Origin of the sequence: Nitrosopumilus piranensis (genome assembly GCF_000875775.1) — an archaeon.
In the GTDB taxonomy this organism is placed as follows: domain Archaea; phylum Thermoproteota; class Nitrososphaeria; order Nitrososphaerales; family Nitrosopumilaceae; genus Nitrosopumilus; species Nitrosopumilus piranensis.
The window spans coordinates 393,911-411,229 of the sequence record NZ_CP010868.1; the positions used below are offsets into that span (position 1 = coordinate 393,911).

The following is a 17,319-nucleotide window of genomic DNA, read 5'->3' on the forward strand; positions in this document are numbered from 1 at the left end:
TAGAATTATTCTAGGTAAAATGTCGTCTGAATCTAATCTTAGAGAAAAGAACCCATCTGAATCCCATGCTGAAGTAATTGTTAGAATGTTTCCTTCTGATGCAAATCCAGCTGGAAATGTATTTGGTGGTGAAATTTTAAAACATATTGACATGGTTGCTGGAATTGTTGCTCAAAGACATTCACAGTCAAATGCTGTTACTGTATCTATGGATAGTGTAAATTTTCTAAAACCTGTTTTTGTTGGAAATGTTCTTTCATTAAATGCTAGAATAAACTATGTTCATAATTCTTCTATGGAAATAGAAGTTAGAGCGGAGGCTGAAGATATTGTTACTGGAATTAGAACTGTAACTGGAACTGCTTTTGTAACCTTTGTAGCCTTGGATAAAAATGGAAAGCCTATGCATGTTCCAAAGCTTTCTTTAAAAACAGATGAAGATCGAGTCAAATTTGAAGAAGGAAAAATCCGAATGGAAAAAAGATTAAAAAATCGACAAAAATAATTTTTTTAATTCTTAGGGAACCATTTAAGAATAATGAATACCATCTTCAGTTAATGTCTGAACAAGAAAAAAATAATGAGTGGGATTCATTATGGCAAGAATATACAAAATCTCTTGAAAATTGGAAATCTCTTTTTGAGCAAATTCAAACTGCCAGTAATGAAATGCAATCTAAATTTAATGAAGTTTGGGAAAAAGCTAGTATTGAATCTAGTAATGAAACCATGAAATTATTTGTAGAGAACTGGCAAAAAGCAATGACCGATGCTGGAATGAATTCTTTCAAAGAATTTAGTGAGAATTGGCAAAAAGCTCTCAATGACAGTAACATGTCAACTTTCAAACAATTTGTTGAAAATTGGCAAAAGAGTCTAAGTTCATCTGGATTGGAACAGATGAATGCATATGGTGAAATGATGAAAAAATTCACTGAAACATGGGGCTCAATGTGGCCAAAATCCACATAAATCTTGAAAGAATAAAAATATCAACTATTCTTAATTTTTTATGACCATTTCTCAAAATGAATGCTTTGTTGAATTAGCTAGTTTTGATGATTTGGCACGATATGCTTGTGCTTTTAGAGAATATCCACAACGAGTTTATTCACAGGAATTTGGTGGGGAAAGAGTTGTTTCATGTAGTGTGATTCTTGCTAATACTCTGTTGATTTTTTATACTCCTCTAAAAAAATCTGGACGATACATATCTTATCAGATAACAGGCAGAAAAGAAATTTGTGAAATTGTAGAGTCGACAAAAAATATTTCTCATTATGCTCCTATTGTGCATATGGAATCAGAAATTTCTCCCTTGCCTGAAAAAGAAGAAAAAATCATAGATCAGTTTCATCCCATTCATGTAAAAGATCTAGGTAGTCTAGCTAGGCTAACATATGATCCTGAATTTCCAGATGAACAAAATTTGACATTATTTGCATTACCTAGAAAAAAATCTTGGGTACTTGGTTACATTACTTCTTTAGACATGGATGAAGTTTATTATAATTTCAATTATGTTGAATTAGACTCAGAACCCACAAAAAATTTCTTAAAGTATCAAGGTAATCAAGGAAAAAATCCTGAATTCTCAGATACTATTGATCATGGTTTTTCATATTTTCCAATAATTAAAATAAAAAATGAACATCCCATTTTTGGTTTTTTAGATTAATTTAATCCCAATTTGTTAATTCTTTAATTTTTTTCCTTGACTCTTCAACTATTCGTTCTAATACTGGAATGTAAATTTCTGCTGCATATGCAATTTCAAAAACATCTTCAACACCAATAAATGCTGAAGTGATTACTTGATTTTCACCTACGCTAGGCTCACTTTTTTCTTTTCTTTTGTGATTAATTACCTCTAAAAATAATGGTAATTGTCTTTTCATCTCAATTTTCAATTCCTCTTTTGAACGTAATTTCTCATGACTTAATCCAACCATGATTTGTTGATTAATATCATCCTCATATCGATCTTGAGCTCTCATCATAATTTTTATTTCAGGCAATGTGTTATGATATTTTTTTAAGTCACAAATTTTTTTTATCATTTTTGGAAGTTTACTACTATGTTCTTGATTAAATTTATCTTTATACCATTCTGAAAATCTAACTGCTTTAACATCGTTCTTTGTTTTTGCTTTTTGATGAAATCCTTCATACGATATTTTTTCTGTTATGAATAGCCCAAAATCTCTGTTTGCTTCTTCAAAAATACCTTCTAAAATTATATTTACAGAATCTATGAATTTATTGAAAAAATGCTTAACGTAAAATGGATCAGGATCATATTGTTTTATCTGATTTAGATAAATTTTACAATCATCAAGTGCCTTTTCAATATTCATTGATTATTGCCAGATTCAAGATTTTTAAATTTTGATTGTGATTTTAAACTAATTGCCAATTCTTTGAAAATTTTGTTTACACTTACATCCACTAAATTTATTGTAGCATTTTCTTTGACTATTTGTTTTTCAAATTTTTCTTTTATTGCAAATGATACTGATGACCAATGTAGTATTCCTTTTAGTTGCTCTTCAACTGTAGCATTTGTTGTTGGAAAATTTGCAGGTGAGAAGACGATTCCATTTGTCCATTGCATTGTAGGAATTGCACCCCCCGATGATCTACTGCTAAATGCTATTTGCTTTACCCAATCATCAAATTTGTATTCAATTACTTCATGAATTATTAGTTTTTTCCATGGTTCTACAGAAATCTCCATTTGAATATTGTTTTGTAAAACCAATTATAATCTTATTTTTTAGGTCCAAACACTGATTATTTTGATTTAGACTCGCTTATTTACTAGAAAATAATCACTATTTTTTATAATGGATAAATGGGCTGACTATCTAATTTCTGAGGTCAGTTATGATACACAACACTTGATTTCGATTGCTATTAGACATAGAGATACAGATCAAGGCATAACTAAAGGAAAACCTATTGATCGACTTGCTATTTCATCTGATATAAAAAATGGTATTTCTTATGTAACAATTTACAGTACAAAAAACTCTTGGAAAAAAGGACACAAAATTCAAACCTTTTCAATAGATGGTGAACCATTTTTACGAATTGATGGAAACAAAGTCAAATTAGATTATTTAGGCGATCTACCTAATGTGTCTAATCTGGGATTGCTTGAACCAGAATTAGCACCAGAACCTGTTGTTGAACAAGAAAAAATTCCAGAACCACCTCCACCAAGTCCTAGAGGTTCATTACCAAAAGAATCTGTAGAAGAGCTTCCTCAGGAACTTGATTTAGCACCAGAACCTGTTGTTGAACAAGAAAAAATTCCAGAACCACCTCCACCAAGTCCTAGAGGTTCATTACCAAAAGAATCTGTAGAAGAGCTTCCTCAGGAACTTGATTTAGCACCAGAACCTGTTGTTGAACAAGAAAAAATTCCAGAGATAAAAGAGGAAGAAGCTACTCCTGAACAACTAGCTAGATTCGAACAATTAGAAAAACAAATTCAAGAATTAGAATCACGACCCAAACCTGAACCTGAAGAAGAAGCTACTCCTGAACAACTAGCTAGATTCGAACAATTAGAAAAACAAATTCAAGAATTAGAATCACGACCCAAACCTGAACCTGAAGAAGAAGCTACTCCTGAACAACTAGCTAGATTCGAACAATTAGAAAAACAAATTCAAGAATTAGAATCACAGCCACCTCCACCAAATCCTAGAGGTTCATTACCAAAAGAATCTGCAAAAGAAGTTTTTGAAGAAATAGAACATGCTACAGAAGCAATTTATGAACCTGAAGAAGCTACTCCTAAACAATTTGCACAATTAGATGAACTTCAGAAACAAATTGATGAATTAGAAACAAAACTATCTAACAAGCCAATCCCTAAAATCAAATCTGAACCCAAAGAGGAACCTGAATCTGAACAAATTTCTGAAATTGATGATCTACAAGATCAAATTGATGAATTGGAAAATGAATTATTTTCAAAATTGCATCCTCCATCTGATGAACCTACACAAGAACAGATTTCAAAAGTACATGAATTAGAAAAAGAAATTGAAAAATTGGAATCTGCAGATATTGAACATGAAATCATTCAAACATTACAAAAACAAAATAAAAAATTAGATGACATTGAGAAAAGGCTTGATAGTCATTCCAACAAAGTTTCTCTAAACTCCAATTCTCTTGAGGCTTATTGTGTTAAATGTAGAGCAAAGAGAAAAATCAAAAACCCTGAAGAAACAACTATGAAAAATGGAAGACCTGCCATGAAAGGATTTTGTTCTATTTGTAATTGCAAAGTATTTCGTATTGTAAAAATGAAAAAGTCATAATTTTTAAAACTACATTTGACCTGATTGCCATGCTTGGTTGAATTTCTTTATGGCTTCTTGATATGCCGTGATTGAATCATCTCCTGAGGTTTTAAGGAATTTTTCCCACTGATCATTAAATTTTTTGATTGATTCAATGTTGGTTTCTTTGAATATGTTTTCAATCATTTTTGTTTGCTGTTTGATATATTCAGGACCAATTTCTTCCCAAGTACTTTCCCAACTTGAACTAACTTTTTTCAAAAGTTCTGCATCTGACTCAACTGCTTTTTGACATGCATCATGATATGTCATTAAAGTCTCATTGGTGGCTTTTTGCCATTGTGCTAGAGATTCTTTCCATCCATTTAATGCAGAATTATATTCTTTCCAGGCTTTTTCAAACTCTGGTTTTTTTGAAGAAGATTTTGTTGTAGTTTTAGATTTTGTAGTTTTTGGTTTGGAAATTGTTTTTTTGACTGGCTTCTTTTTTGTTTTGGTTTTTTTCTTAATAGCCATATGTTAGTTTAAAAATAGTAGATGTTAAATCTTTCAATAATTTTAAAATTTGAAAATATTCAGATTGAATTCATTTGAGTTCTGAGGCCTTAGTAAAAAATGTCATGTGTTCTTTATCCTTATTTTGAAACAATTTCAAGTGTTCTTTGCAAAGATTTCTAGTTTCTCTAAAACTAATCTTTACTGTCTGAATTGCTTTTGATTTACATTCTGAAATACTACACTGCATGATAATCAAATAATTGATAATTTCTTAATAAAACTTTGAAATTATATAATTACCTACTACAGATTTTTATCATTGAATTATGTGACAAAAATCATGAATGACGATGAGAAAGGAAAACGATTCTTAGAATTAATTGATGAGCAAAATAATGTTCAATGGAACATTGTTGCAAAACTGTCTGCGTTAATTTCATCAAAATGGAATTCAACTGAATTACAAAATGAACTTGAGGAATTAGTTAACAAACACACTACAATCACAAAAGAGCTTAATAGTTTAGATGAAAATAGTAGTATCTTATAATGCAGAATCAACCATTAATGCAATAAACAATACTGCCAAATATGGACTAGAAAATTTAAACAAAGTCCATGATGCCTTTTCCATAGGTTTTACAATTACCCATATTGATAATGCAATCATCAAAGCACCTGATGCAATTGCAGTCCATAGATAAACTCCTCCTACCATCTCCTCTCCACTTTGAGTGGTTATGAAAAATGGTGCAATTGAAAATAATACCATAACTACTGTTGATCCAGCTATTGCTCTTGCAGATGTTTTTTCTGATTGTACTGCTGTCAGCATTGGAACATTTACTTTATTGTAATCATCTTTGAAATGTAATGTTAGTGCCCAAATATGCATTGGAATCCAAATGAAAACTAATCCTGCCATTGCAAGTCCCATAGTCCACAAGTCTGACATTGTTACTGCAACCCATCCAATCATTGGTGGTGAACCACCACATAATCCTCCTAAAATTATGTTAGTCCTTGAATTTCGTTTTAATGCATAAGAGTAAACAAGAACATTGTTTAGTAATCCAAATGCTATGAATGCAGTTGCCCATGTTCCTTGTTCTAATGTGGTTGTAAATGAAATTCCAAATGCTAATACCAGTGAAATTCCAGCTAATGCTAATCCAAAATTTCGTGCTTTGACTGCAGGATAAATCCTTTTTGATGGAAGTGGTCTACCTTTTGTTCTTTCCATAATTGCATCGATATCTCTATCGTGATAATTTGTCAAAGTATTAGCTGCAGCAGAACCTGCAGCAACTGAAAATAACATTAGTGCCCATGTTGATGGGGCAATTTCAATCCCGTAAATATTAGATGCTGTTAAAGCAGCTCCAAATGCAGTAAATACCAACAAGTACCAAATTTTGGGCTTTGTTAACTCATAGTATACTGCAACCCTGGATTCTGACTTTTGTTTCTGCAACATTAATCACTATCCTTTGATGGCATATATGGCATTGCTTTGGCACGTGATTTCATCTCAATAAACGACTCTGAAGACTGAATGCCTTCAATCCTTCCAATTCTCTCTGAGACCATTTTATGCATCTGATCCAATGATTTTGAATACATTGTAACAAGAATATCAAATCTTCCAGTAACTTCTGCCACTTCTCTTACTCCGTCAATCTTGAATAATTCTGAAATTATATGATCACGTTTTTTTGTGTCCATATTGATTCCAGTTAATGCTTTAACATTGTATCCCAACTCAGCATCATTTACAACAATTGTAAATCGTTCAATTAATTTTCTTTTTACTAATCTTTTGATTCTTGAATATACTACTGATGAGTTTACATTGATTTTTTTTGATAAACGTGGAACTGAAATAGATGCATCGTTAGATAATTCTGATAAAATCTGAAGATCTAGATCGTCTACTTTTGCCGTCTAAAACACCTGAGTCGTTCTAGATTTCTGGTTCTTATAAAGTTATTATTGAAAAAATTGCAAAAAAAATCTAAATCTTGCCCTTTTTGTATAACATTTCAGCTAATAACACTGCGCCTTTTGCTGAACCCATTTTTTTGTTATGTGAAAACAGCATGTATTTTAGTCCCTTGTCAAACAATTCTTCTTTTTCAACTCTACCAATCGTTGTGGTCATTCCATCACCAACTTCTCTTTCCATTCTTGGTTGAGGTCTTGTTGGATCTTCATGGAATGCATAGTATTCTTTTGGAGCTGAAGGTAACCCTTCTACTGATATTTCTTTATTGTAATTATTGTAAAGCTCTTTTGCTTTTGCTGGGTCAATATATTCAGTAGTTTCAACAAAGACTGATTCTGTATGTCCATCAATTACTGGAACTCTAGTACATGTGCAGCTAACTCTAATGTCTGCATCTTCAATTTTACCGTCTTTGAGTTTTCCAAGAATTTTTCTTGTTTCTAACCTTACTTTGCCTTCCTCTTTTGGAATGTAAGGCAAGATATTATCTGTAATTCCCATTGCAGAAACCCCTGACTTTCCACCACCTGAAATTGCTTGCATTGAAGTCATCATGACTTTTTTTGCACCATATTTTTCAAGTAATGGTTTTAGTGTAATTGCTAAACCTGTAGTTGTACAGTTTGGTAGTGGTGCTACAAATCCTTTCCAGTTACGGTTTTTCTTTTGAGTCTCAAGCAGTTCAGCCTGCTCATCGTTTACACCTGGAATAAGAATTGGAACATCTTCTTCGTATCTGTATGCAGAACTAGTTGAAACTACCGGTAATTCTGCTGCCATTTTGGTTTCAATGTCTCTTGCAGCTTGAGATTCAACTGCTGAAAATATTAGATCTAACTGTGATGTATCAAGCTCGTCAATTCTTTTAACAGTCATTTCTTTGATATAATCTGGGATCTCGCCGCCAACATCCCACATGATAATTCCACCTTCGTTTCTGATAGCATCAAGATACTTTTTGCCTGCAGAACGCTCAGAAGCTGCAATTTGGGTTACCTCAAACCATGGGTGGTTATTCAAAGACTGTACGAATTCTTGTCCTACAGAACCTGTGACTCCTATTATTGCAACTCTTTTCTTCTCCATGAATTAACTACTGATCGGTTTCAATTAATAATCGTTATTCAAATTACCAAAAGATACTATATCGCCTGTTCCTATTTTGTAATGTGAAAATTCGGACAAAAACAAGCATTACTGAACATCACCCAATATCTCATGGAGGTAGATTTTCTGGAGGAAATCGCCATATTGATGTCTTAGATTTTAGCTCAAATACTAGTCCTGCCGGTATGCCCTCTTCTGTAAAATCTGCTATGAAAAAAAGACTGGATGAAATGGGACATTACCCTGATACAGATTCCATCAATTTACTCTCTAGCCTCAAAAAATACACTAGATTATCAGACTCTCACATAGTTGTTGGCAATGGCGCAATTGAGATACTCTATAATTTTTGCAATACCTTTTTGTCTAAAAAACGTGTTTTAATTCCAACTCCGACTTTTAGTGAATACGAATCTGCATCAAAACTTGCTGATTGTAAATTTACTTTTTTTAAAACAATGGATCTTTCTAAAAACCTAGATTCATTTATTTTACAAATCCCTACTAATGGATGTGTCTTTGTATGCAATCCAAATAATCCTACTGGAACTATACTACCAAAAAAACAATTAATAAAAATAATTTCATCTGCAAAAAATAAATCTTGTCTTGTGTTTGTTGATGAATGCTTTATTGAATTAGTTCCTGAATCAAATCAATCTATAATAAATTTAGTAAAAAAATATGATAATCTCTTTGTTCTAAGATCACTAACAAAATCATATGGATTGGCAGGAATTAGAATTGGATATGGTATAGGTTCGAAAACAATTATTGAAATTCTAAAAAAATAAAAATTCCTTGGAGTGTAAATGCATTAGCTCAAGAAGCAGGAATTATGGCAATTAAAAATAAATCTCATCTAATAAAATCAAAATCAATTATTAAGAAAGAATCAAATTTTCTAAAAAAGAAAATCGCTGAAATTCCTGGTTTTGAATGCTATAATTCAGCAACAAATTTTGTTTTAATAAAAACAAAACAAGATTCAACAAAAATTCAAAAAAAATTACTAAAACATAAAATATTGATTCGTGATTGTAAAAATTTCCGTGGATTAAACAATCACTATATTAGAATTGCAATAAAGTCTCATAAAGATAATCTAAAACTTGTAAATGCAATAGAGGCAATTGCATGAAGTCTTTAATGATTCAGGGTACATCATCAGGTGCTGGAAAAACAACATTGGTTGCAGCACTGTGTAGGATCTTTGAACAAAAAGGATACCTTGTGGCTCCGTTCAAATCTCAAAACATGTCGAATTTTGGTTATGCCACGCCTGATTTTGAGATTTCTCGTGCCCAAGCAATCCAAGCCATTGCTGCAAGATGCCCAATCGAGCCTGATTTGAACCCAATTATGCTTAAACCACTGGGAAATTACTATAGTGCAGTCTACCTTAATGGAAAATATTACATGAAAATGCATGCAAAAGATTACTATGCAAAATTTGTAAAATCAAAAGGCATCAAAGCAGCTACTACTTCATTATCAAAACTGCAAAAAAATTATGAGCTAGTAATTTTAGAAGGTGCAGGTTCTCCCGCTGAAATCAACTTACAAAAATATGACATTGCAAATATGCAAATTGCTCAAAAAGCAAATGCATCTGTGTTATTGGTTTCAGATATTGATAAAGGTGGATCATTTGCAAGTTTGATAGGGACCATGGACTTAATTGAAAAAAAATATCAAAAATTGGTAAAGGGATTCATATTAAATAAATTCAGAGGAGACATTGATGTTCTAAAGCCAGGTTTTAGAAAAATAAAACAGCTTACCAAAATTCCTGTAATTGGAACCATTCCTATGATGAAAATGAATCTACCTGAAGAAGATTCACTTAATGCTAAAGCAAAACAAATTGCATGGACCAAAAACAATATTTCAAAAATTGATAAAGAATTAGATAAACTTGCAAAAGTTGTAAAAAATAACTTAGATATCAAAGTAATTGAGAGGATGATAAAATGATTTTAGAATCTTTGATAGTTGTAGGATTTGCATTGATACTTGATCTCGTATTTGGTGATCCCAAGAATAAATATCATCCAACTGCTTGGATAGGTGAACTTGTTGCCAAATTAACCCCACTTGGACAAAATCCAAATCAAAAAATTGAAAGACTAGGTGGAATATTTGTAGTTAGTATTCCTATAGGAATTACTGTTACATTACTATTGATATTAGATTTTGGTATTTCATTTCTTACAACTGATTGGATAACGTTGATAGTTTCAGTTTTGATTGGTATCTTGCTACTAAAGACTACTATTGCAATAAAAGGGATGGAACACTATGCAATGGCCGTAGTTGAATCTCTTGAGATGGATAATCTAGATTCTGCCAGAACAAATCTCTCTATGATTGTTAAACGAAAAACTTCCAATTTAGATAAAAATCACATAATTTCAGGCGTACTTGAAAGCGTAAGTGAAAATACAGTAGATGGGATTACTGGTCCTCTGTTTTATTATGCAATTTTTGGACTTCCTGGAGCATTTGTGTATAGAATAATTAATACTGCTGACTCTATGATAGGATATAAAACAGATATTTTCAAAAATTTGGGCTGGTTTGCAGCTACATGTGATACTGTATTAAATTACATTCCATCAAGACTTACTGGATTTGTAATGATCATTTCGGCTGCTGTTTTACAACATAATTGGAAAGCGTCTTACAAGATAATGATTCGTGATGGGAAAAAAACCGAGAGCCCTAATGCAGGATATCCTATGGCTGCATTAGCAGGAGCACTTGGTACAAAATTTGAAAAAATAAATCATTACAAATTAGGTAATGGGGAAATTACTCTCACAAAAGAACATGTTATCTCTGCAATATCTATGATGAAATTAACTTCAATTCTTTTCTTTGGAATTGTAATTATTCCAATCATTTCTGTTTTAACATTAATTGGATGGTGGATTCATGCTTAAGGAAATAGGTTCTGTTTTTTCTTTCTTGACAATATTTCCATCATCAAATGCAACTTTGGAAAATATTGCAAAATACATGTATATTTTTCCTATAGTTGGAATTGCAATTGGACTTTTAGTTGGCTCTTTTGGATTTGGATTATCTTTCTTTTTTGATCCACTGCTTGTTAGTCTCTTAGTTGTTGCATCTATTGCAATTGTTACTGGCATACATCATGCCGATGGATTGGCAGATTTTGCAGACGGACTTATGGTAAAGGGGACAAAAGAAAAAAAACTCAAAGCAATGAAAGATCTTTCTACTGGTTCAGCAGGAATTGTTGGACTTGTTTTGTATCTTGTTGGTTTGATAATTACGATCTCACTTACTAGTGGGTTTGATTTGTTTAAAGCAATTTTGATTAGTGAAATTCTAGCTAAATTCTCAATGGTGCTTTTGGCAAGCTTGGGAAAATCTGCTACACTAGGCTCAAATTCACCTTTCGTGCATGTCATGAAAGACAAGAAAAAATTAGCAGCAGCTTTTATCATCATGCTCATCCCTGTAACTTTGATAGGCGAGACTACTGGATTGATAATGCTAGGAGTTACTATCGCTTTGACACTATTCCTATTGGGAGTATCTACTCGTAGTTTTGGTGGAATAACTGGTGATGTAATTGGTGCTACCAATGAACTTACAAGATTAGCCTCTTTGATGGTGTTTGTATCAATATGATTGGTATTGTTATGGCTGGTGGCAAAGGTTCTCGTATGAATTTAGATGATGAAAAATTACTATTACAATACAAAAAGCCGATTATTCTACACGTAATTGATTCATTAAAAAATTCAAATTATTTTTCTAAAATTATTGCAATAACTAGTCCAAACTCCCCTAAAACAAAAACACTATTAGAAGAAAATAATATTGAAATTTTTGATACTTCTGGAATAGGATATGTAGAAGATCTAAATTCTGTATTACAGAAATTCAATGATTCAATTTTAGTTGCATCTGGTGATATGCCTTTATTGGATAATGAAATTATTCAAACAATTGTAAACCACTATGACTCTCAAAAAACCTGGACAAGTATTCTTGTCACCGATAGACTGCTAACGTCTATTGGAATTAAGTCTGATTATTCTATTATTCATAATCAACAAAAATGTCATTTTACAGGAATTTCATTAATTAATTCCCAAAAAATTAACTCACTTGAAAATGTAGAAGAAAATTATGTTGTAATTGATGATAAGAGAATTGCACTTAATCTAAATACTAAACAAGATTATGATTTACTCAGCACTACCTGAGATTTTCCCATTAATTTTTGCTTTAGAGCCTGTTGCCTCTGCAATTGTGTTTCCACATGAATTGCATGCAATTTGTGTTGATGCATGTGAATAAACAATTTGTAGTTCACCACATTCATTGCAATTAACTTTTTGAAATTTACTTGATGGTTTTGGAATCTCAACGTGATCTTTTTTCATGCTGCCACCAACTCAAATTTCTTAATTCTAACCCCTAGTTTATTGTATTTCTTTTTACACACGGTACATGTCATAATTGGAGTAACTTTTTTTGTTACTTTGGCTGGTTTTGCTAATTTTGGGAATTTTTGTCCACCATAACCATGTTTACGTTCAGCATGTCTTCGTTCACCCCTTGCAGAACCACGCCTTTTTCCAGCCTTGTAAATGGAGACCTTTTGTTCAGTATGTGTCTTACATTTTGCACAATACTTGCGGATCACCTTTGGTATGTTCATATCAACAAAACCTTCTCAACCGTAATTTAAGCATTGAATCTATAATAGGCGCAAAATCTAATTTAAAATCGTGACTTCGAGCCTAGCAAATTCGATCTCTTCCTTGAATTCAGTAGCTATGGGTGAAAAAAAAGCAGATCTAATTTTGAAAAATTGTAATTTACTTTCTGTTTATACTCGTGAAATCATTCCAAAAACTCAGATTGCAATAATTGGTGATAGAATTGCATATGTTGGTCCAGATGCAACACATGCACAAGGTCCTAAAACCAAAATTGTTGATGTAAAAAACAATTATGTTGGTCCTGGTTTTGCAGATCCTCATTTACATATTGATCAATTTGTTCTTCCTTCAGAATTTGCAAAACAAGCACTTCTTTGCGGCGTAACTTCTCTTTTCTCTGATCCTATTGATGTTGTTAGTGTAGGTGGGTACAAGGGATTTCAAGAATTTTTAAAATTAGGAGAAGATCTTCCAGTAAGAATTTTTCAAGTTGTACCTGGTGGACTACCTGTTGATGCAAAATTTAGTAACAGTAAAACTCTTACTTTGTATCAAGAAAAATCTGCAGTAAAACATCCTCATGTTCTTGGATTGGGTGAGGTTTTCTCTTGGACAAAGGTTACTCTTCGTGAACCAAAAACAATGAAATCTCTTTCAACAATGCTAGAATGTGATTGCATTATCAATGGACACACTGCTGGCGCAAGTGAAAAAAAATTGAATGCCTATGTTTCTTCTGGAATTCTTTCTTGTCATGAACCAATCAATTTTGATCAAGTATTGGAGAGATTACGTCTTGGAATGTGGATTATGATTAGAGAAGGCTCTATAAGACGTGATTTGAAAGAAATTATTCCAAGAGTTTTGTCTCATGGCACATATCTCAACCGATTAATGTTTTGCTCAGATGGTCTTGATCCAAAGGATATCTCAAAATTTGGTCATATTGATCATTGTATTCGTGAATCAATCAAACTTGGCTTAGAGCCAATTGATGCAGTAACTATGGCATCAAAAAATAATTTTGATTACTATAACATGGGAAAAGATCTTGGTGGAATTGCACCTGGTAAATTAGCTGATATTCTAATTTTTAATGATTTGAAATCATTTAAACCTAAAACTGTGTTTGTAGGAGGAAAACTTGCAGTATCTAATGGAAAAATTGTTTTTCCAATAAAGAAAAAAACAATATCTCCTTGGATCAAAAATACTGTCAAACTACAAAAATTCTCAAAAGATGATTTTCAAGTAAAGTCTAAAAAGAAAGATGTTGTGGCAAATACTATTTTTATGCAAACAGAAATAATTACAAAGATAGGTTCAGCTCAACTTCAGTCAAAAAATGATCTTGTTTCTGCATCTTTGGATTCAGATGTATGGAAAGTTGCTGCTTTTGATAGAACCCATGGAACGAATAGGCATGCTATAGGATTTCTTGAAAATTTTGGTGCAGATATTGGGGCATTTGCTTCTACGTGGAGTTTTCATGAAAACGATATGATAGTTATTGGTTCAAATGACTCTGATATGGCGTTTGCATCAAATCACTTAATCAAAAATCAGGGTGGACTTGTTGTAGTAAAATCTGGCGAAGTTCTTGCTTCTTTACCTCTACAGTTTGCAGGGATCGTTTCAACAGATTCATTTGACAAAGTATCATCTAATTTTGAAAAAATCAATAACTCAATTGTTGATTCTGGATGTAAATTTTCCAGACCTCATCTAATTCCTTTGTTTTTGCCTTTTTTGGCTTTACCTTCTGTTAGAATCCTTTCAGGTGGTATTGTTGATGTAAAAAAACGGAGTTACATCTCACCGATCAACTAAGTAATGTTAAAAAGGGGGATTCAAGGGATTGAAGCTGAATCTAAATGGCATCAATTCAACAAGGACCAAATGGACCTGTTTTAGTACTCAAAGAGAGTGCGTTACAACAAAAAGGTAAAGACGCTCAACAAAATAACATTGCAGCAGCAAAATTAGTTGCAGAATTAGTAAAAACCAGTCTCGGACCAAGAGGTCTTGATAAAATGTTAGTTGATTCTTTAGGTGACGTTACTATTACGAACGATGGAGCAACAATTCTCAAAGAAATTGATGTCCAACATCCAGCAGCCAAAATGATGGTTGAGATTTCTAAAACTGTAGATAATGAAGTTGGGGATGGTACAACTTCTTCTGTAGTTTTTGGAGGTACACTATTAGCAAAAGCAGAAGAGCTTCTCAAAAAGGATGTTCATTCTTCTACAATTGTTGATGGCTATCAAATTGCAGCAGAAAAAACTCTTGAAATTTACTCTGAATTATCAAAGAAAATCAAACCTGATGATAAAGAATCACTCATAAAAATCGCTACAACAAGTATGCAATCAAAATTAATCTCAGAAGATAGTGGCATATTGTCAAAAGTTGTGGTTGATGCTATTCTTAGTATTGTTACTAAGAAGGGCGAAGACTATTTTGTTGACCTTGAAAATATCAAGGTTGAAAAGAAAGCTGGTGCATCAATCCAAGATACTCAAATTGTTAAAGGAATTGTTTTAGATAAAGAAATTGTTCATAGTGGAATGCCTACAAAAATAGATGGAGCCCATATTGCTTTGCTTAATTCAGCACTTGAAATTGAAAAAACTGAAATGAGTTCTGAAATAAGAATTTCAGATCCAACTCAAATGCAGATGTTCTTAGAAGAAGAAAATAGAATGCTAAAGACAATGGTTGATAAATTACATGATATTGGAGTCAATGTCCTAATCTGCCAAAAAGGAATTGATGATATTGCACAACACTATCTTGCAAAAAATGGAATCATGGCAGTACGTCGTGTAAAAGAAAGTGATATGATTAAACTAGCAAAGGCTACTGGAGGTCGCGTAATTACTAACCTAGATGATCTATCTGAAAAAGATCTTGGTTCTGCTAATTTAGTTCACCAAAAGAAAGTTGAATCTGATAAATGGGTATTCATTGAAGGATGTAAAAATCCACAATCCGTTACAATGTTAATTCGTGGTGGCTCTCAGAGAGTAATTGATGAAGTTGACCGTTCCATTCATGACTCCCTTATGGTAGTAAAAGATGTAATTGAAAAGCCTGAAATTGTTGCAGGTGGAGGTGCGCCAGAAGCTTATGCAGCCTCACAACTCAAAGATTGGGCTGATAATTTTGATGGACGAGAACAACTTGCAATTAAGAAATATGCTGAAGCATTAGAGGTAATTCCATTAACAATTGCAGAAAATGCAGGAATGGATCCAATTGATACCATGGCAAATCTACGAGCAAAACAAAATCAAGGTCGTAAATGGACTGGTATTGATGCTAGAAATACAAAGATTGCAGACATGCTTTCAATTGATGTTGTAGAACCTGTTGCTGTTAAAGAACAAATTATTAAATCTGCGACAGAAGCTGCATGTATGATTCTTAGAATTGATGATGTAATTGCTGTCTCTGGTGGTCCAGGTGGTACCGGCGGTGGCATGCCTCCAATGGGATAATTAATTAAAACTTAAGCATTCTACTTTTCATACGTTATTGTTGTACAAGCTAGGTATTGATTTAGGTGGAACAAAAACTGAAGCAATTCTATTGGATGATTCGTTAAACGTTTTAGAAAGAAAGAGAGTTGCCACTCCAAAAGAAAATTATTCTAAAATAGTTGATACAATTTCAAACCTAGTCTCAGAAATTTCACGAGATGTTTCGGATTTTTCTGTGGGAGTTTGTACACCTGGTACAATTTCAAAACAAACTGGTCTGATAAAAAATAGCAATACTCAATGTCTTATTGGAAAACCATTAAAAGAAGATCTAGAAGAAAAATTACATAAAAAAATCTCTATAGAAAATGATGCAAATTGTTTTGTAATGGCTGAATCAAAACTGGGCGCTACAAAAGAATTTGATTTTGTTTTTGGTGTAATTATGGGAACTGGCGTTGGTGGAGGGATTGTTATCAATGGAAAACTACATTCAGGAAGAACTAACATTGCAGGAGAATGGGGACATCATATGTTATATCGTAATGGAAATCTATGTTATTGTGGAAAAACTGGTTGTGTTGAGACCTATATTAGCGGTCCTGCATTAGAGAAAAAATGGACATTGCTTACGGGACAAACAAAATCCATGCCTGAGATTCTCTCTGAAATTAATAGTGATGCTGGGAAAAAATGGAAAAACGAATTTTTAGAGAATTTTGGATTTGGTTTGGCAAATGTAATTGATATCTTAGATCCTGATGCAATTGTTCTTGGCGGTGGCCTGTCAAATATTAATTTCTTGTATTCAGAAGGAAAAAAATCAGTTTATGATAAAGTGTTTTCAGATTTAGTTGGTACGCCTATCTTAAAAAACGAATTAGGTGATTCTGCTGGTGTTTATGGTGCTGCTTTACTAAATTAATTACTCAGGGCATCCTTCCATCTTTGAAATGAAATAACCATTAGTCATTATCTCAATTTCCATATCTTCTGGAACTGATTGAGTATGACAGAATTTACATTCTTCAGTTGTTACTTTGGAATCTCCTTCTCCAATTGTATTGAGCCACTCCTTTGCATAGGAAATTGCTTTTTGTACATCACTGTTATCAGTGACTACATCAAAATGCATTGTATGGCCATCTTTTGCTTTAACATATGTGTCAAAAACATGAAAATCCATATTCATCACAAAT

General features: G+C 32.6%; 24 protein-coding genes and 1 pseudogene. 14 read left to right on the top strand and 11 right to left on the bottom strand.

Features of this window, described 5'->3' with window-relative positions; all coding sequences use genetic code 11:
- Window positions 1-19 precede the first annotated feature (19 nt).
- The 3 genes from NPIRD3C_RS02235 to NPIRD3C_RS02245 are packed head-to-tail and all read left to right on the top strand — an operon-like array spanning window position 20 to window position 1,678.
- Complete coding sequence (locus NPIRD3C_RS02235; protein WP_148702648.1) at window positions 20-505, top strand: acyl-CoA thioesterase; 486 nt, start codon at window positions 20-22, stop codon at window positions 503-505.
- A gap of 53 nt (window positions 506-558) precedes the next feature.
- The gene (locus NPIRD3C_RS02240; RefSeq protein WP_148702649.1) at window positions 559-972 is read left to right on the top strand and encodes a hypothetical protein; all 414 of its coding nucleotides are present in this window, start codon (window positions 559-561) and stop codon (window positions 970-972) included.
- 40 nt (window positions 973-1,012) lie between these two features.
- Window positions 1,013-1,678 carry a hypothetical protein gene (locus tag NPIRD3C_RS02245; protein ID WP_148702650.1) on the top strand — a complete coding sequence of 222 codons (666 nt, stop codon included), beginning with the start codon at window positions 1,013-1,015 and terminating at the stop codon, window positions 1,676-1,678.
- 1 nt (window position 1,679) lies between these two features.
- On the opposite strand, the gene NPIRD3C_RS02250 is transcribed toward NPIRD3C_RS02245, so the two are convergent.
- Together NPIRD3C_RS02250 and NPIRD3C_RS02255 are read right to left on the bottom strand one after the other, a co-directional pair.
- Window positions 1,680-2,357, bottom strand: a complete 678-nt coding sequence (locus tag NPIRD3C_RS02250; RefSeq protein ID WP_148702651.1) for a hypothetical protein — start codon at window positions 2,355-2,357, stop codon at window positions 1,680-1,682.
- Window positions 2,354-2,737, bottom strand: coding sequence for a hypothetical protein (locus tag NPIRD3C_RS02255; RefSeq protein ID WP_148702652.1), 384 nt, complete (start codon window positions 2,735-2,737; stop codon window positions 2,354-2,356). Before NPIRD3C_RS02255 ends, NPIRD3C_RS02250 begins: the two co-directional genes overlap by 4 nt.
- A 109-nt stretch (window positions 2,738-2,846) precedes the next feature.
- Between NPIRD3C_RS02255 and NPIRD3C_RS11090 the strand changes: the two genes are divergently transcribed.
- Window positions 2,847-4,337, top strand: coding sequence for a DUF5679 domain-containing protein (locus NPIRD3C_RS11090; protein ID WP_202812474.1), 1,491 nt, complete (start codon window positions 2,847-2,849; stop codon window positions 4,335-4,337).
- Window positions 4,338-4,346: 9 nt separating this feature from the next.
- Here NPIRD3C_RS11090 and NPIRD3C_RS02270 read toward each other — a convergent pair whose 3' ends face one another.
- Window positions 4,347-4,835 carry a hypothetical protein gene (locus NPIRD3C_RS02270; RefSeq protein ID WP_148702653.1) on the bottom strand — a complete coding sequence of 163 codons (489 nt, stop codon included), beginning with the start codon at window positions 4,833-4,835 and terminating at the stop codon, window positions 4,347-4,349.
- Between the two features lie 70 nt (window positions 4,836-4,905).
- Window positions 4,906-5,064 carry a hypothetical protein gene (locus NPIRD3C_RS10575; protein WP_182126311.1) on the bottom strand — a complete coding sequence of 53 codons (159 nt, stop codon included), beginning with the start codon at window positions 5,062-5,064 and terminating at the stop codon, window positions 4,906-4,908.
- Window positions 5,065-5,157: 93 nt separating this feature from the next.
- On the opposite strand from NPIRD3C_RS10575, the gene NPIRD3C_RS02275 reads away from it, so the two are divergent.
- Complete coding sequence (locus tag NPIRD3C_RS02275; protein WP_148702654.1) at window positions 5,158-5,367, top strand: hypothetical protein; 210 nt, start codon at window positions 5,158-5,160, stop codon at window positions 5,365-5,367.
- Here the strand turns inward: NPIRD3C_RS02275 and cyoE are convergent.
- From cyoE to asd, 4 genes and pseudogenes are all read right to left on the bottom strand, one after another.
- Window positions 5,362-6,294: a heme o synthase gene (cyoE, locus tag NPIRD3C_RS02280; RefSeq protein ID WP_237087700.1), complete on the bottom strand. Its 933-nt coding sequence runs from the start codon at window positions 6,292-6,294 to the stop codon at window positions 5,362-5,364. The two genes, NPIRD3C_RS02275 and cyoE, sit on opposite strands and share 6 nt — an antisense overlap.
- Entirely contained in the window at window positions 6,294-6,578 is a 285-nt protein-coding gene (locus NPIRD3C_RS02285) for an Lrp/AsnC family transcriptional regulator (protein WP_425338876.1), read from the bottom strand. The genes cyoE and NPIRD3C_RS02285 overlap by 1 nt, the downstream gene beginning before the upstream one ends.
- Window positions 6,579-6,668: 90 nt before the next feature.
- A pseudogene (locus NPIRD3C_RS11095) lies at window positions 6,669-6,731 on the bottom strand (Lrp/AsnC family transcriptional regulator); the annotation flags it as partial.
- A gap of 100 nt (window positions 6,732-6,831) precedes the next feature.
- Window positions 6,832-7,908: an aspartate-semialdehyde dehydrogenase gene (asd, locus tag NPIRD3C_RS02290; protein ID WP_148702656.1), complete on the bottom strand. Its 1,077-nt coding sequence runs from the start codon at window positions 7,906-7,908 to the stop codon at window positions 6,832-6,834.
- Between the two features lie 83 nt (window positions 7,909-7,991).
- Between asd and NPIRD3C_RS02295 the strand changes: the two genes are divergently transcribed.
- The 6 genes from NPIRD3C_RS02295 to NPIRD3C_RS02315 are packed head-to-tail and all read left to right on the top strand — an operon-like array spanning window position 7,992 to window position 12,173.
- Window positions 7,992-8,723 (top strand): pyridoxal phosphate-dependent aminotransferase, encoded by a 732-nt coding sequence (locus NPIRD3C_RS02295; protein WP_237087701.1) that lies wholly within the window; start codon window positions 7,992-7,994, stop codon window positions 8,721-8,723.
- Between the two features lie 44 nt (window positions 8,724-8,767).
- Complete coding sequence (locus tag NPIRD3C_RS10825; protein WP_237087702.1) at window positions 8,768-9,070, top strand: hypothetical protein; 303 nt, start codon at window positions 8,768-8,770, stop codon at window positions 9,068-9,070.
- Window positions 9,067-9,906 carry a cobyric acid synthase gene (locus NPIRD3C_RS02300; protein ID WP_148702657.1) on the top strand — a complete coding sequence of 280 codons (840 nt, stop codon included), beginning with the start codon at window positions 9,067-9,069 and terminating at the stop codon, window positions 9,904-9,906. The genes NPIRD3C_RS10825 and NPIRD3C_RS02300 overlap by 4 nt, the downstream gene beginning before the upstream one ends.
- The gene (locus NPIRD3C_RS02305) at window positions 9,903-10,874 is read left to right on the top strand and encodes a cobalamin biosynthesis protein (protein ID WP_148702658.1); all 972 of its coding nucleotides are present in this window, start codon (window positions 9,903-9,905) and stop codon (window positions 10,872-10,874) included. The genes NPIRD3C_RS02300 and NPIRD3C_RS02305 overlap by 4 nt, the downstream gene beginning before the upstream one ends.
- Window positions 10,867-11,592 (top strand): adenosylcobinamide-GDP ribazoletransferase, encoded by a 726-nt coding sequence (cobS, locus tag NPIRD3C_RS02310; RefSeq protein WP_148702659.1) that lies wholly within the window; start codon window positions 10,867-10,869, stop codon window positions 11,590-11,592. The genes NPIRD3C_RS02305 and cobS overlap by 8 nt, the downstream gene beginning before the upstream one ends.
- Window positions 11,589-12,173, top strand: a complete 585-nt coding sequence (locus NPIRD3C_RS02315) for an NTP transferase domain-containing protein (protein WP_148702660.1) — start codon at window positions 11,589-11,591, stop codon at window positions 12,171-12,173. The genes cobS and NPIRD3C_RS02315 overlap by 4 nt, the downstream gene beginning before the upstream one ends.
- On the opposite strand, the gene NPIRD3C_RS02320 is transcribed toward NPIRD3C_RS02315, so the two are convergent.
- Together NPIRD3C_RS02320 and NPIRD3C_RS02325 are read right to left on the bottom strand one after the other, a co-directional pair.
- A complete protein-coding gene (locus tag NPIRD3C_RS02320; RefSeq protein WP_148702661.1) occupies window positions 12,156-12,353 on the bottom strand; it encodes a 30S ribosomal protein S27e in 198 nt (65 codons plus the stop codon). The genes NPIRD3C_RS02315 and NPIRD3C_RS02320 overlap by 18 nt on opposite strands.
- Window positions 12,350-12,631, bottom strand: coding sequence for a 50S ribosomal protein L44e (locus NPIRD3C_RS02325; protein WP_012215962.1), 282 nt, complete (start codon window positions 12,629-12,631; stop codon window positions 12,350-12,352). Before NPIRD3C_RS02325 ends, NPIRD3C_RS02320 begins: the two co-directional genes overlap by 4 nt.
- A gap of 118 nt (window positions 12,632-12,749) precedes the next feature.
- Here NPIRD3C_RS02325 and NPIRD3C_RS02330 point away from each other — a divergent pair, with 118 nt between their 5' ends.
- Genes NPIRD3C_RS02330 through NPIRD3C_RS02340 form a run of 3 tightly spaced genes read left to right on the top strand, consistent with a single transcriptional unit; the run spans window position 12,750 to window position 17,045 of the window.
- Window positions 12,750-14,465, top strand: a complete 1,716-nt coding sequence (locus NPIRD3C_RS02330) for an adenine deaminase (RefSeq protein WP_148702662.1) — start codon at window positions 12,750-12,752, stop codon at window positions 14,463-14,465.
- Window positions 14,466-14,509: 44 nt separating this feature from the next.
- Window positions 14,510-16,138 (top strand): thermosome subunit beta, encoded by a 1,629-nt coding sequence (thsB, locus tag NPIRD3C_RS02335; RefSeq protein ID WP_148702663.1) that lies wholly within the window; start codon window positions 14,510-14,512, stop codon window positions 16,136-16,138.
- Window positions 16,139-16,175: 37 nt separating this feature from the next.
- Window positions 16,176-17,045: an ROK family protein gene (locus NPIRD3C_RS02340; RefSeq protein ID WP_148702664.1), complete on the top strand. Its 870-nt coding sequence runs from the start codon at window positions 16,176-16,178 to the stop codon at window positions 17,043-17,045.
- Here NPIRD3C_RS02340 and NPIRD3C_RS02345 read toward each other — a convergent pair whose 3' ends face one another.
- Complete coding sequence (locus NPIRD3C_RS02345) at window positions 17,046-17,306, bottom strand: DUF2024 family protein (RefSeq protein ID WP_148702665.1); 261 nt, start codon at window positions 17,304-17,306, stop codon at window positions 17,046-17,048.
- Between the last annotated feature and the right edge of the window lie 13 nt (window positions 17,307-17,319).